This is a genomic window from Aquisphaera insulae (assembly GCF_011064615.1).
GTDB classification, from domain to species: domain Bacteria; phylum Planctomycetota; class Planctomycetia; order Isosphaerales; family Isosphaeraceae; genus Aquisphaera; species Aquisphaera insulae.
In genome coordinates, this window is the sequence record NZ_JAALJH010000070.1 from 13,263 (window position 1) to 27,551 (window position 14,289).

Annotated in this window: 13 protein-coding genes and 2 tRNA genes; 12 read left to right on the top strand and 3 right to left on the bottom strand. The window is 66.5% G+C overall.

The window, feature by feature from the left end; translation table 11 throughout:
• The first annotated feature begins 113 nt into the window (after nt 1-113).
• Entirely contained in the window at nt 114-1,574 is a 1,461-nt protein-coding gene (locus G6O54_RS27290; protein ID WP_165230513.1) for a hypothetical protein, read from the top strand.
• A gap of 129 nt (nt 1,575-1,703) precedes the next feature.
• On the opposite strand, the gene G6O54_RS27295 is transcribed toward G6O54_RS27290, so the two are convergent.
• A tRNA-Val gene (locus tag G6O54_RS27295) sits at nt 1,704-1,771 on the bottom strand.
• Nucleotides 1,772-1,921: 150 nt separating this feature from the next.
• On the opposite strand from G6O54_RS27295, the gene G6O54_RS27300 reads away from it, so the two are divergent.
• On the top strand, nt 1,922-2,461 hold the full coding sequence (locus G6O54_RS27300) for a DUF4365 domain-containing protein (protein WP_165230516.1): 540 nt from the start codon (nt 1,922-1,924) through the stop codon (nt 2,459-2,461).
• The gene (locus G6O54_RS27305) at nt 2,454-2,855 is read left to right on the top strand and encodes a hypothetical protein (protein WP_165230519.1); all 402 of its coding nucleotides are present in this window, start codon (nt 2,454-2,456) and stop codon (nt 2,853-2,855) included. The genes G6O54_RS27300 and G6O54_RS27305 overlap by 8 nt, the downstream gene beginning before the upstream one ends.
• Nucleotides 2,856-3,152: 297 nt before the next feature.
• Here G6O54_RS27305 and G6O54_RS27310 read toward each other — a convergent pair.
• Nucleotides 3,153-3,225, bottom strand: a tRNA-Ala gene (locus G6O54_RS27310).
• 128 nt (nt 3,226-3,353) lie between these two features.
• Here G6O54_RS27310 and G6O54_RS27315 point away from each other — a divergent pair.
• Both G6O54_RS27315 and G6O54_RS27320 read left to right on the top strand, forming a co-directional pair.
• Nucleotides 3,354-3,956, top strand: a complete 603-nt coding sequence (locus G6O54_RS27315; protein WP_165230522.1) for a sugar O-acetyltransferase — start codon at nt 3,354-3,356, stop codon at nt 3,954-3,956.
• A 53-nt stretch (nt 3,957-4,009) separates the two neighbouring features.
• Nucleotides 4,010-5,227, top strand: a complete 1,218-nt coding sequence (locus G6O54_RS27320; RefSeq protein WP_165230525.1) for an ExbD/TolR family protein — start codon at nt 4,010-4,012, stop codon at nt 5,225-5,227.
• Nucleotides 5,228-5,331: 104 nt separating this feature from the next.
• Here the strand turns inward: G6O54_RS27320 and G6O54_RS27325 are convergent, their stop codons facing one another.
• On the bottom strand, nt 5,332-5,910 hold the full coding sequence (locus G6O54_RS27325; RefSeq protein ID WP_165230527.1) for a TetR/AcrR family transcriptional regulator: 579 nt from the start codon (nt 5,908-5,910) through the stop codon (nt 5,332-5,334).
• A gap of 112 nt (nt 5,911-6,022) precedes the next feature.
• On the opposite strand from G6O54_RS27325, the gene G6O54_RS38665 reads away from it, so the two are divergent.
• From G6O54_RS38665 to msrP, 7 genes are all read left to right on the top strand, one after another.
• Entirely contained in the window at nt 6,023-7,933 is a 1,911-nt protein-coding gene (locus G6O54_RS38665) for a sigma-54-dependent Fis family transcriptional regulator (RefSeq protein ID WP_165230530.1), read from the top strand.
• A gap of 230 nt (nt 7,934-8,163) precedes the next feature.
• Nucleotides 8,164-8,412 (top strand): hypothetical protein, encoded by a 249-nt coding sequence (locus tag G6O54_RS27335; RefSeq protein ID WP_165230483.1) that lies wholly within the window; start codon nt 8,164-8,166, stop codon nt 8,410-8,412.
• Between the two features lie 301 nt (nt 8,413-8,713).
• Nucleotides 8,714-10,741 (top strand): protein kinase domain-containing protein, encoded by a 2,028-nt coding sequence (locus G6O54_RS27340; protein WP_165230532.1) that lies wholly within the window; start codon nt 8,714-8,716, stop codon nt 10,739-10,741.
• 71 nt (nt 10,742-10,812) lie between these two features.
• Complete coding sequence (locus tag G6O54_RS27345) at nt 10,813-11,586, top strand: peroxiredoxin-like family protein (RefSeq protein WP_165230535.1); 774 nt, start codon at nt 10,813-10,815, stop codon at nt 11,584-11,586.
• A 90-nt stretch (nt 11,587-11,676) separates the two neighbouring features.
• Nucleotides 11,677-12,540, top strand: a complete 864-nt coding sequence (locus G6O54_RS27350; RefSeq protein ID WP_165230538.1) for a DUF1223 domain-containing protein — start codon at nt 11,677-11,679, stop codon at nt 12,538-12,540.
• Nucleotides 12,541-12,633: 93 nt separating this feature from the next.
• Nucleotides 12,634-13,200, top strand: coding sequence for a peroxiredoxin family protein (locus tag G6O54_RS27355; RefSeq protein WP_165230541.1), 567 nt, complete (start codon nt 12,634-12,636; stop codon nt 13,198-13,200).
• Between the two features lie 72 nt (nt 13,201-13,272).
• Nucleotides 13,273-14,259, top strand: coding sequence for a protein-methionine-sulfoxide reductase catalytic subunit MsrP (msrP, locus tag G6O54_RS27360; RefSeq protein ID WP_369432157.1), 987 nt, complete (start codon nt 13,273-13,275; stop codon nt 14,257-14,259).
• The last annotated feature ends 30 nt before the right edge of the window (nt 14,260-14,289 follow it).

Below are 14,289 nucleotides of genomic sequence, written 5' to 3' on the forward strand. Positions count from 1 at the left end.
GTTGGCGATCGCGACGGCGGACTGCGATACTGACCGCACGTCGACCTCCTGGACCCGCGAATGCCATCCATGAACCGCGAGCGGCGTATCCGCGAACGAGGGGAATCATTGACATGATGACCGCTACATCCCGGGGTCCCCGCCGCCTCATCCTCGCGGCAACCACCCTCATCGCATCCCTTGCTCCCGTCCAGTCCCGGGCCGCCGAGCTTCGCGTCGGCGCGGCGACGGTGAGCATCACGCCCGACCGTACGGTCGCGCTCCAGGGCCAGATGAACACGCGGATCTCCAAGGGCGTGAGGAGCCCGGTTACGGCGACCGCGCTGGCCATCGAGTCGAGGCAAGGCGACCGGGCGACCGACCACGCCATCCTCGTCGCGTGCGACCTCGTGGGGATCGACCAGGCCGTCCTCGACCGCTCGCGGGCACTTCTCAAGGACCGGCTGCCCGGGTTCGACGTCCGAAAGCTCGTGGTCAGCGCCACGCACACGCACACCGCGCCCGTCTACTCGGACGGTCAATACCTGATCCCGAAGGACGGGGTCATGCAGCCGTTGGACTATGCCGAGTTCCTGGCCGGCCGGATCGCCGAGGCCGCCGCGAAGGCCTGGACGTCGCGCTCGCCTGGTCGGGCCGGCTGGGGGCTCGGGCACGCGGTCGTCGCCCAGAATCGTCGCGCCGTCTTCGCCGACGGCAAGACGGTGATGTACGGGGTCACGGGGAAGGACGACTTCCGCGGCATCGAGGGGCCGGAGGACCAGGGGATCGAGGTGCTCTTCTTCTGGGACGCCGAGGGCAAGCTCCTCGCCACCGCGGTGAACGTCGCCTGCCCGTCCCAGGAGGTCGAGGGGGACTCGGTCATCGACGCCGACTTCTGGCACGAGATCCGCCAGTCGCTCAAGGCCAGGCATGGGGCGGACCTCCAGATCCTGGGCTGGACCGGGGCCGCCGGCGACCAGTCGCCCCACCTCATGTACCGCAAGGAGGCCGAGGAGCGGATGCGGCGGCTCCGCAAGCTCAGCCGGCTCGAGGAGCTGGCGCGGCGGGTCGTCGCGGCCTGGGAGGAGGCTTACGAGGGCGCCCGCCAGGAGCAGCATGACGACCTCGCCCTGATCCATCGGGTCGAGACCGTCGACCTCCCGCTCCGCGTGGTGACCGAGGAGGAAGTGGCCGGCGCCCGCAAGGAAGTCGCGACCAACAAGCCCTTCCCCGAGCGGCGATGGGTCGTGGCCTGGTATCAGGACGTCATCGACCGTTATGACCGTCAGAAGGCCGGGACGCCCCAGCCCTACCGGATGGAGCTGCACGCGATCCGGCTCGGCGACGTGGCCATCGCGACCAACCCGTTCGAGCTCTACACCCAGTACGGCATCCAGATGAAGGCCCGGAGCCCGGCGCTCCAGACCTTCGTCATCCAGCTCACCGGCCCCGGCACCTACCTACCCACCGCCCCAGCCGTCCGCGGCGGCGGCTACAGCGCCATCGTCGCCAGCAGCGTCGTCGGCCCCGAAGGAGGCCAGGTCCTGGTGGACCGGACGGTCGGGGTGCTCCAATCACTCTGGCCGAGCAAGTGAACCGCTCGATGATTTCAAGCCTCATCGTTGCGGGATAGAGGCGGTCGCGGACTGCTGACACGGAGGCAAGAGAAACCCCGGCGAAGGACCGGGGTTTGTCAGAAATCTCATTCTCGATAGAACTTAGAGTGGAGGATAGGGGATTCGAACCCCTGACCTCTTGCATGTCATGCAAGCGACCGACCGACGAATTTTCCGCAAAACAAGCGGTCTACAGCGTTTAGAACAACCTATACTCTACGGGCATCCCAGGACTTATGGAGGGTTCCGCGGCTTATGCTGCAACGCGTGCTGCAAATCGGCTATGCTGGAAAGGCTCCAGACACCAGGCCAGCGGGTTGGCGACCGTGCCGAAGAAAGCCTCCGCGACGAAGATGCAGGCGGCCCGCAAGAAGCGGACTCGCGAGCATGTAATCGAGTCCCTCAGCGTGGCGCACGTCCAGTACTTCGTCGCCAACGCGGGATTCACCATGGCGTCGTCCAAGGAAGATTACGGCTACGACCTGGTCGTCACGACATTCGATCGCGATGGGTACATGGACCCGCTGGCCGTCTACATCCAACTGAAGGCATCCGAGATCCTCACACCTCACGCCGATGGCGTCAGCTACTGCTTCGACCTTGACGTTCGCGACTACAATCAATGGGCGGATGAAATCAATCCGGTCTTCCTGATCCTCTATGAGGCGTCCTCGATCCGAGCCTATTGGCTCTACTTTCAGGAATATCTGCGACAGGCGGGCGCGCCGAAGCCGAAGAAGGGCGCGAAGACGATTCGCGTCCGCGTGCCGAAGGCAAACCGGGTCAAGACGAGCTTCTTCAGGCATGCCAGACATCTCAAGCAGAACGTGCATGCCAAAGTGAACGGGAGTCAAGCTCATGCTTAAGCCTGGGGCGACATTCGCGGAGGTGAAGGCCGCGCTGATCGGGCTGGGCTTCAGGGCCCGCTACACTCCGAAACACGTCTTCTTCAAGCACTCGTCCGGTGCTCCATTCTTCGCCCTGCCGCGCTATGCGCCGGACCAGCGTCTGAGCTCAATTCATGCATTAACCATACGTACTCAGCTTGAAGAGGCCGGGCTGATCGAGGATGCAGAGTTGCCGGTGCGGTCTCTCGTCGGCAGGATGCGGCAGTCGGTGGGCGGCTCGGCGAAGGTGAAGAAGACGACCGGGCCGGCGCCGAAAGCACCCAGGAAGCCCGCCCCGCCGAAAGCAGGCAAAAAGGTCGCACCGAAAGCCGTCGAGAAGACGCCCGCGACCAAGGTCAAGGCCCACGTCTGAACCGGTCCAGGGGTCCACTTCACCCTGCTCCCTGTGCCATTCGCTCAACGCCGAGCGTGGCGCCGTCGGCCGATCGATGCCTCGCCGGTATCGCAGCACCGTCTGGAAGAAGATCAACGGCAAGTCGGCCGATCACACAGGCGCTGGCAACTCTGCCGCTATCTTCAACCAAAAGAAAAGGCACTCCACGACTTGGGAGTGCCTGATGGCCATTGACTCTGCTATGGCAAGGATCGAAACTTACTTCTTCCGTGGACTATTCTCGTCTTAAGTCATTGCCCTTACAGCAGTTGCGAGTGGAGGATAGGGGATTTGAACCCCTGACCTCTTGCATGCCATGCAAGCGCTCTCCCAGCTGAGCTAATCCCCCGTATGGGCTGGCTGACAGGATTGAATTTTAGAGGAATCTCGTCGCATGTCAATTCCTCTCCGACGGCGCTATCATAATTCGTTAGGGGAACGAGTTCGACGTCGGGCCGGGCCGGGGACGGGGGACGGATGCGAAGTGAACGCGAAAAGATGCTGGCGGGAGAGCTTTACGACCCGGCGGACCCGGTGCTCGTGGCGGCGGCCCGGCGGGCCCGGGAGCTGCTGGCGACGCTGAATCGGGCGGCACCCGGGGACGACGCGGAGCGAAGACGGGTCTGCAAGGACCTGTTCGGCCGCGGAGGGGACTCAGTCCGGATCCAGCCGCCGTTCTATTGCGACTACGGCGCGCACATTCAGCTCGGCGAGTCGGTCTACTTCAACTTCAATTGCGTGGTGCTGGACGTCTGCGAGGTCCGGATCGGCGACTTCAGCCTGTTCGGGCCGGCCGTCCAGATCTACACCCCGCTCCACCCGCTCGAGCACACGGTCCGCCGGTTCGTCGAGTACGGCAAGCCCGTGGAGATCGGCTCGGACGTCTGGGTCGGCGGCGGGGCCATCATCTGCCCGGGCGTCCGGATCGGCTCTCGGTCCATCATTGGCGCGGGGAGCGTCGTCACCCGGGACATCCCCGAGGGCGTCCTCGCCGTCGGCAATCCCTGCCGCGTCATCCGCGAGGTCGGCGCGAACGGAACCGCGGGGGGCCACTCCTCGCCCCATCGTGGACGATCCTGAATCCGCGGTGCGTCGGGCGATCTCTCACCCACCATCCTTGAGCCGGAACTCCCATGACCACGAGACGACGCAACGCATGCCTCGGCCTGCTGGCCGCGATCGTCGGCCTCCCCCTGCCCGCGGCGATCGGCGACGAGTTCGACCGGCTCGATGGCGGCGTGCTCACAACACTCCTCCGCGACACGAAGACGCGGACGACCCGGTCGCTCGGCTTCCGCGACATGGAGGCCCTGCCCGCGATCCTGCGCGACAGCCGATCGCCGCTGATCGTGGTGAAGACCGACGAGGGCAATCCCGCCCGCCTGCTCATCGCGCCGGGGTTCCACAAGCGGAAGGACGCCAAGGGCGGGCTCGTGCCGGTGCTGGTCATCGAGCGGTTCGAGACCTTCGAAGGCGGCGGTGGAGCTCGGGTGGCACGCGGGCGGGACCTCACCCTCTTCCCGGGCTTTCGCCTCGATCTCGACTCGGGGCGGATCGTCCCGGAGGGACTCGGCGGCGACCTCCTTTTCACCGCCCGCGGCGAGGACGACGGCAGCCTGGCCCCGATCGAGCCGGCCCTGCTGGCGATCCCGGAGTCGCGGCCCGGCCCGCCGGCCACGGCCGCGGCCGGCCCCTCCGCGGGCAAGGTCGTGGTGCCATCCGACTTCGCGGGCAAGTACCGGCTCGTCGCCGACGGCCAGTGGTCCGGCGAGCTGACGCTCCAGGTTGAGCCCGCCGGCGCGGTGAGCGGATCGTTCCTCTCGGACGGCACGGGGAGCGAGTCACCGGTCTCGGGCAAGGTCGAGGCCGACGGGCGACCCGTCGTCTCGTTCTCGATCCAGTTCCCGCGCGCCCGCCAGGACTTCACGGGTCGTCTCTGGTCCGACGGGAAGAACGTCCTCGCCGGCCTGTTCACCATGGGGCACCACGAGTCGAGCTTCGTGGCCGTCCGGGAAGGCGCGAACGCCCCGTCGGACTTGCACCTGGAGCTGGCTCCCGGTGTCGCCGTCGAGGGGAGCCCGCCTCAGGCCGAAGCGAAGAACCACACCTGGATCCGCGTCGCCATCGAGGCGGATTCAGACCGCTACCGGGTCCGGACCGACCCGACCGGGAAGACGGCGGCGGAGTTGTCCGACCTGCTGAAGCAGGCCGTGAGCAGGGAGCCAGGCTGTCGGGTCGTCCTCGCGGTCCCGCCATCCACTCCTTATTCTCGCGTGCTGGCCGCCACGGAGGCGATCCGCGCTGCGGGGATCGCATCGATTCGCATCATGCCGGCGACCGAAGGGCCATGAACCGAGCCGGAACGCGACGACGGGGAAACCGCCGCCGGAGAATCTCCGCCGGCGCCGATTGAAAGCGGTCGGACGCCTGGGTCCGGGACGTGAGCCTCGCGTCCTCACCCCGACGCTTTCAGCTTCGCGAGGATGTGCCGGGCGGATGTCTCGAAGCGACGCATGTCCTCGAAGGTTCGCGCGATCAGCATCGCTCCTTCAAGCGACGAGAGTATCAGGCGGGCCTCGTCCCGCGGGCTCGCGTCGAAGCGGAGCGAGCGGGACTTCTTGCCCTCGTCGAGGACGCGCCTCAGCCAGGCCTCGTGGTCCTCGAAGGACCGCCGGAGGTCCTCGACGACGGATGGAGCCAGGATCGTGACGTCGGCGGCGAGCATCCCGCAGAGGCACATCCGGTTGCCGACCTCGAGGGTGGCCCGGAAGACGGAGACGTAGCGGGCGAGCTTCCGATATGCATCGCGCTCGTCGCCGTCGATCTGGTCGAGGGAAGCCTTGACCTGGGCTCTCTGTCTCGCGATCAGGGCCAGGCAGAGTTCGGTCTTGCTGGGGAAGTGGTAGTGGATGCTCGCGGCCTTGATGCCGACGCGCTCGGCCACGTCGCGAAAGCTGAACGCGTTCAGCCCCCGCGTCTGGAGCAGATTCTGGGAGACGTCGAGCACGGCCTCACGAGTCTCGGTATTGGGCATGGCGGATCCTACCTGCCGATAGGTAGACGGTCAAGGAGGAGCACCGATAAGATCTAGCCGGCTGTACGCTTCGTCCGTCGCGGACCGGACGGGAGTTCTGGAGATGGCGTCGATGCGGGACGAAACGGCACGACCGTCGGGTTCGATTGATGACGAGATCGCGGCCTTGCGGGCGATCGTCGAAGGAACCGCGAGGAGCAAGGGCGAGGCCTTCTTCGAGTCGCTCGTGCGGCATCTCGCGCTCACGATCGGCGTGAATCATGCTTTCGTCGCCGAGTTCGCCGACGACGTCAAGCGGGCCCGGACGCTCGCCAACTGGGGCCATGGTGAGATCCTGGCGAATCTCGAGTTCGAGCTCGCCGGCACGCCCTGCGAGGACGTGGTGCGTGGAGGGCTCTGCCATCATCCTCTCGGCGTCCACGCGAAGTTCCCGCTCGATCGGGACCTGGCGGATCTCGGGATCGAAAGCTACCTGGGCGTCCCGTTGCTCGATGGGGCGGGGAAGGTCCTGGGGCATCTCGCCGTCTATGATGAGCGGCCCATGCCTCCCGAGCCGCGTAAGCTCTTCATTTTTCGGATCTTTGCCGCAAGGGCGGCCGTTGAGCTGGAGAGGTTGAAGGTCGAGAAGAGGCTGGTCGAGAGCGAGCGTCGCTACCGCGAACTCTACGAAGAGGCACCCAACGCCTACGTGTCGCTGGGGGAGGATCTTCGACCGATCAGCGTCAATCGCCGCGCGACGCAGCTACTCGACCGGCCAGCGGAAGAGCTGCTCCGCGCGAGCATCCTGGATCGGTTCGCCGACACGCCTTCGGGCCGGGCCCGGGCCGAGCGCGCGTTCCGGGAGTGCCTGGCCGGCGAGGAGATCTCGGGGCTGGAGTTGGAGATGCGGCGACGAAACGGAGATGCTCTCTGGATCACCGCCTGGATCCGGCCGATGCGCGGCGACCGCGGCAGGCCCGAGGCCGTCCATTCGATCTGGTTGGACGTCACCGATCGCGTCCTCGCCGAGGCGGAGTCGGCCCGGCTGGCGGAGCAGAATTCGTACCTGCGTCAGGAGATCAACGCCGTCCACAACTTCGAGGAGATCGTCGGCCGGAGCGCGGCGATCGGCAGCGTTCTCGACAAGGTTCGCCGGGTCGCTCCCACGGACACGACGGTCCTGATCCTGGGCGAGACGGGCACGGGAAAGGAGTTGATCGCCCGGGCCATCCATTCCGCGAGTCGGAGGGCCGACAAGCCGCTGATCAAGGTCAACTGCGCGGCCCTGCCCGCGGGGCTGGTGGAGAGCGAGCTCTTCGGCCACGAGAAAGGGGCGTTCACCGGGGCGATCGCCCGACGCGCGGGACGGTTCGAGATCGCCGACGGGGGATCGATCTTCCTCGACGAGATCGGCGAGCTGCCCGCGGAGGCCCAGGCCAAGCTGCTACGCATCCTTCAGGAGCATGAGTACGACGTCGTCGGTGGCCGTACGTCGAAGAAGGTCGACGTGCGTGTCATCGCGGCGACCAATCGCGACCTCGTCAAGGCCGTGGGCGAAAGGTCGTTCCGAGAGGACCTTTACTACCGCATCAGCGTCTTCCCGATCCAGCTCCCGCCGCTTCGAGAGCGAACGGACGACATCCCCCTGCTCGCGAGTTTTGCCCTCGAAAACGCCGCCGCGCGAGTCGGCAGGCGTTTCAAGGGGATCGCTCCAGAGACCATGCGCCGGCTCGTCGCTTACCCGTGGCCGGGGAACGTCCGCGAGCTGGAGAACGTGGTGGAGCGGGCTGTCATTCTCTCGGCTGGACCCGTGCTGAACGTCGACCCCGACACGCTCCGGCTCCCCGTCGCCGAGGAGTCGGCCGAGACCTCGAGCTCCCTCGAGCAGGTGGAGCGTGACCACATCCTGGCAGCCCTTCGGAAGGCCGCATGGGTCATCGAGGGGCCACGAGGGGCGGCGGCGGCCCTCGGCCTCCATCCGAACACGCTACGCAGTCGCCTCAAAAAGCTCGGCATTTCCCGGCCAGCCCACGAAACCTCGTAGCTCGCCCACGAGATTTCGTGGCGAATCCACCATCCGCATTCCGCCCCCGCGTTCGGTCCCGCTCGCGCCAGGAATTCCATGCCCTGGCCACGAAGCAACATGCGGCATCGAGTCCACCGTCCGCCGGCGCGCGGCACGCCAATCGCACTTGACCTGAGAAGGTTCGACCGCCTGAGCGCAGAATTCACGTGTGCTCATTCGACGTCTGAATGACTTCCAGGAGATCGTCGATGCGCCTTTGTAACCGTCGCGCCTTGCTCGCCGTTCCGTTCCTGCTGGCGGCCCTGGCCTTCCCCGGCTGCGCGCCCGGAGAGCCGGAGGCAGGCAAGAAGGGGGGAGCCATGGACAACGGCGCCATGCAGAAGGAAGCAATGGGCGGAATGATGGACAAGGGCAAGATGGACGGCGGCGCCATGGACAAGGGCAAGATGGACGGCGGCGCCATGGACAAGGGCAAGATGGTTGGAGCTTCGAAGTAACGTCGCCCGTACAGGGCGGACGAGGAGCATCAGCGCCGTCTATTCCCGGGAGGCGGACCGGACGCTCGGTTCCTGTCTTGAGATGCGTGCCATGCCATCATCCGCGTCGAACCCTCAGGTATCGCCGATCGCGTCGCCTTACGGCCTGGTCGCCATGGGCGATGTCGGCGAGACGGTCTCGTTCGGGCCGCCCGGTGATTCGTCGCCCGATGGCGGAGGCTGGGGCAGTTCGGTCGTTGCGGGAGCGGTGCCGCGCTTCGGGTTCCTGCGTCCGCCCCGTGAGCAGGGAGACCTCGGTCGGTTGGCCCATTACCGAGTCAAGAGACCAATCGGCGAGGGAGCAACCAGCCTCGTCTTCCTGGCCGAGGACACCCACCTGGCTCGGCCGGTCGCCCTCAAGGTGATCAGGCCGGAACTCGCCGACGGGCCGGAGGTCCGGGAGCGGTTCGTCCGAGAAGCCCAGGCGTTGGCCGCGATCCGTCACGACCACATCGTGACGATCTACCAGGTGGGCCGGGATGGCGGTGTCCTCTTCCTGGCCATGGAATGCCTGCGGGGCGTATCGCTGCAGGGCTGGCTGGAGCGCGGCCGGAAGCCGTCGACGGAGCTCATCCTGCGGCTCGGCAGGGAGATCGCCTCGGGACTGGCGGCGGCGCATCGCGAGGGCCTCGTGCATCGCGATATCAAGCCGGCCAACATCTGGCTGGAAGCCCCTTCGGGACGGGTCAAGATCCTCGACTTTGGCATGGCCCGTTCCGAACGGGACGCGTCGATCACCCACGCCGGGACGGTCATGGGAACCCCGGCCTACATGGCGCCGGAGCAAGCCCGAGGCGAGGCGGCCGGCCCCGGCTCCGACCTCTTCAGCCTGGGGTGCGTCCTCTACCGCCTCTGCGTGGGGAAGCAACCGTTTGAAGGCGGGTCGATCCTGGCCGTACTTTCGGCGCTGGCATCGGAGACCCCCCGCACGCTCCGGGAGATCGAGCCCGACGTCAATCCGGCACTTGATGATCTGGTGATGCGACTGCTGGCGAAGGACCCATCGGCCCGGCCTGCATCGGCGCAGGCGGTGGTGGAGGCCATCAAGGCAATCGAGCTCGGAATCCAGGCCGAACGGCAAACGATGAAGCCCTCGGACGTGTCGCATCAGCCGGCGGACGGGATGGCCCCGGCACCGGTCGATGTCACCACCGGGAGCTCTCAGGACGGACTCCGACGCGAGCCGCGCCCGAAATGCGCAGTCCGGACCATGGCCGGAGTCCTTGCCGCAACGGTGGCGGCCGGTGCGATCTTCATCGCCCGGCAACGTCAGGTCACGCTCCCGGCGGTGAATCCGGCGCCCGCGGTCATCGCCTTCGATGCAGCCAGGTCGAGGGGCGAGGAGACGACCTCTGCCCTTCCGCAAATCGATCACGATCGGCCGAATTCGGATGTGGCCCTGACCACGGTGCCCGGGAAAGACGCCAAGCCACTCGCCGGCCGAGCCGGGTTGGCTGCCATTCTCGAAGCAAATCCAGGCGCCAGTCGACAGGAGGCGAGTACACGACCTCTGGAGGATCGACCGCCCGGCGCCGAGTGGCCCCCACGGCAAAGAATCGGCCACGAAGACGCGCTGCTGCCGCCCTCCAGTCCGATGCCCTTCCCCCCGGCGACCGTCGCGATGCCGAGTCGGGATGACTGGGGCCCGCCCATCGACCCCGACGGAGACTGTACGTTCGAAGTCGACGATACGGGCCACGAGATCAGGATCGCAGTCCCGGGCACGCCCCACGTCCTGAGTGCCGAGCTCGGCCGCCGGAATGCCCCTCGCTTGCTCCGGCCAATGCGAGGCGATTTCGACGTCATCGTGAACGTGACGGGGGTTTCCAATCCTTCGGGCCGCGCGACGATGAAGGAATACGCCCCGTACCACGGTGCTGGGATCCTCCTTTGGCAGGATGAGGGGAATTACCTCCGTCTCGAGATCGCCGCCGACATCCATCGAGGTAAGCCCCGTTCATACGCCAATTTCGAGCTCCGCAAGGGCGGCTCTCTGGCCGTCTCGAGGGGGCTGGAGATCAGGAACGGCTCGACGCGCCTCCGGCTCGAGCGACGGGGGACTGAAGTGCGTGCGGCCTTCGGGCCCGACGGCGTGTTCTGGACCTGGTTCTCACCGATGGCGGTGGATTTCGACGACGAGCTGCGCGTCGGGATCGTCGCGATCAATTCCGCCACGAAGCCGCTGAACGTCGGGCTGGAGGTGCTTTCGATCGCCGGGAAAGGCCCGGCCGACGGCAGGCTCGAAGGGAAAGACGGGCCTCAAAGTAACATCAACATGAAATCACCTTAGCACTATAATTCGTTGAAACCACCTCACGCCTCAGTCGCATCGATGGGTCCGCTTCCGGAAGGAGAACGTCCATGAGCCGCCGTCCTGCTCGTCATGTACCGTTGATCCTGTCGACCCTCGGGGCATCCCTTGTCACGCTCACGACCGCCGCGACGCTCCTCGCCCAGGAGCCCGCGAAGGATGCGGGGAATGCTCCCGTCCGCAAGGAGCTCGAGGCGTTTCGCGAGAGGATGGCGAAGACCGCGCCCCCGGACCGCCTCAAGGCTTATGAGGATGGGATCGAGGAGGTGCGCAGATCCGGCGTGATCGAGAAGGCCTTGAAGGTCGGAAATCGGGCGCCGGACTTCGAACTCTCGGACGCGACCGGCAAGAAGGTCAAGCTCTCGGAACTCATCGCCCGCGGCCCGGTCGTCTTGACCTGGTATCGAGGAGGCTGGTGCCCCTACTGCAACATCGCCCTCCGGGGACTCCACAGGAGCCTGCCGGAGATCCGATCTGCCGGCGCCAGCCTGGTGGCGATCTCGCCGGAGACGCCCGACAACAGCCTGAGCACCGCGGAGAAGAACCAGCTCGACTTCGAAGTGCTGAGCGACCGTGGCAGCAAGGCCGCGCGAGCCTACGGCATTTCCTACAAGATCCCCAGTGTCGTCGCCGAGCAATTCAAGGGGAGGCTCGACCTGGCCAGGTATAACGGGGACGACTCGGGAGAGCTGCCGCTCGGCGCGACCTACGTCGTCGACCGCGGAGGGGTCATCCGCTACGCATTCGTCGACGCGGATTACCGGAAACGAGCAGAGCCGTCCGAAGTGATCGCCGAGCTCCGACGTCTGGATAGGCAGCCTTGATCACTCGGCCGTCACGACTTCGCCTCGAAGCAGGGAATCCGGGCCGCCCCCCATGGCCCGGCGTCATCACGAAAACGGGATTTCACCATCATGCGAGCCTTGATTCACTGCCTCCTGATCCCGGTCGCCTCGCTGGCCTTCCTGGGGCGCGACGCCGTCGGGCAGGAGACCGGTCGGCGAGATGCGCCCAGGCGTGCGGTCCTCGTCGAGCTGTACACCTCGCAGGGGTGCGACATGTGCCCCACCGCCGAGAAGATCCTGGGGACTCTCGCCGAGGGGAACCGGATGATCGTCCCGGTCGCCTTCCACGTCGATTACTTCAACCAGCCCTGGAAGGACGTCTTCTCCGATCCGCTCTACAGCCAGAGGCAGATGACGTATAACGACCTCTATACGGGGCCGAAGCATCCCGACTACGGGCTCTATTACACGCCGATGCTGATGATCGACGGCGTGGAAACGGTCAACGGCCGCGACGCCGCGGCGGCCGCGGCGGCGATCCGTCGTGCCCTGGCGAGGAAGCCGGCCGTGGGGCTCCGGGTCGCCGTCGATGTGAAGCCGGGCGGACTCTCGGGCTCGGCTGAGATCAGGGTGACGAGCCTTTCGGCGCGGGCGGAGAAGACGCCACTGCTCGCCTGCGCCGTGCTCCGCGAGGACGGCGTCGTCACCGACATCGGATCGGGCGAGAACAAGGGCAAGTCGCTCGTGGCGCGGTTCCCGGCGCGCGTGACGAAGTACGAGTTCATCGAGCTCGACGGCAGAGCACCCCGGACGCAACGACTCAGTTTCGACGTCGGGCCGACCTGGAACCAGAAGAAACTACGCCTCGCCGTGTTCATCCAGGACAAGCGTACCGGCGTGGTCCATCAGGCCGTCGACCTCCCCTGGGAATCGACCGCGACCGACGCACCATCCTCGAGGCCGGGGACTGAAACGGCCGGAACATCGCGCTGATCATCGGCCTCACAAGTTCGATCGCTCCTTCCCGGTCGAGGTCAAATGGCTCTCTCGCGTTCCTCAAGCGTGTCCTCTCGGAGACCAACCCCAATGATTCGTCGCCTGTCGCTCTCCTCGTCCCTCGGCATCCTTTCAGGCCTGATCTGCGTGGGGGTAGCGTCGGCCGATGCGCCCAAGGTGGGTGACGCGGCGCCCGACTTCACCCTCAAGACACCCGGCGGCGAGACGGTCCGGCTGGCCACGCTCCGCGAGAAGGGGCCGGTGGTCCTGGTCGTGCTGCGTGGCTGGCCCGGCTATCAGTGCCCGATCTGCACGCAACAGGTGGGGGAACTGATCGGCAAGGCATCCGAGCTCGCCGAGGCCGGTGCCCAGACGGTGCTCGTGTACCCAGGACCGGCTCAGGGGCTGGAGGAGCACGCCAGCGAGTTCTCCAGGGGCAAGACGCTCCCGGATAACTTCCATTTCGTGGTGGACCCGGACTACGACTTGACCAAGGCGTATGACCTGCGCTGGAATGCCCCCCGGGAGACGGCCTATCCCTCGACGTTCGTGGTGGGCAAGGACGGACGGATCGCGTTCGCGAAAATCAGCCATTCGCACGGCGACCGGGCCAGGGCCGGCGACGTACTCGAGGCGCTCGGCCGACTGAAAAAGTGATTTTACAATCACGTATTGTCCGACTCGAACGACCGCAACATCCTCCCGTTCCTCTCCGCGCGGAAGGGGCTCATCGTGCCCGGATCGGACCGCATCCCGTCGGATGAGATCACGCCGCCGGGGCTCTATTTCAACCGCCGCGCGATCCTCAAGGTCGCAGCGGCGGCCGCCAGCCTGGCGACGACCGCCACCGTCTATCGACGGCTGAACCGCGCCGGCGGCGGGGCGATCGAGAGCCGTGAACTCCCGGGGGTGTCGATCGCGGCGACGAGCCCCGACGCCGCCGCCAACGGCTTCCGCACGAGCGAGGCCATGTCGACGCTCGAGCAGATCGGCAACTACAACAACTTCTACGAGTTCACGACGGACAAGGAGGCGGTCGCGGGCGCGGCGGTCGGTTTCGTGTCGCGGCCGTGGACCGTGGCCGTCGAGGGGATGGTCCGCAAGCCAACGGTCTTCGACCTGGACGAGGTGCTGCGGATCGGCTCGCTCGAGGAGCGCGTCTACCGGATGCGGTGCGTCGAGGGATGGTCGATGGTCATCCCCTGGCTCGGGCTCCCGCTGGCTCGGCTGCTCGAACGGGTCGAGCCGCTTGGCGGCGCCAAGTACGTCGCCTTCCAGACCCTGCTCGACCCCGCGCGGCTGCCGAATCAGCGAGGCTCGGTCCTCGACTGGCCCTATGTCGAAGGGCTCCGGATCGACGAGGCCATGCACCCGCTCACCCTGCTTGCCGCCGGGCTGTACGGTCGGGAGCTTCCGCCCCAGAACGGCGCGCCGTTGCGGCTCGTGGTGCCCTGGAAGTACGGGTTCAAGGGGATCAAGTCGATCGTCAAGATCCGCGTCTCGGCCGAGCAGCCGGTCGCCACGTGGAGCGCCCTGGCACCCTCCGAATACGGCTTCTTCGCGAACGTCAACCCGGAGGTCCCGCACCCCCGCTGGAGCCAGGCGACGGAACAGCGAATCGGCGAAGGGGGGCGGCGACGGACGCTCCTGTTCAACGGTTACGCCGACCAGGTCGGCCACCTGTACGCGGGCATGGACCTCAGGGCGAACTTCTGAAAATGCGGCCTTGAATCTCATCCGACCAAG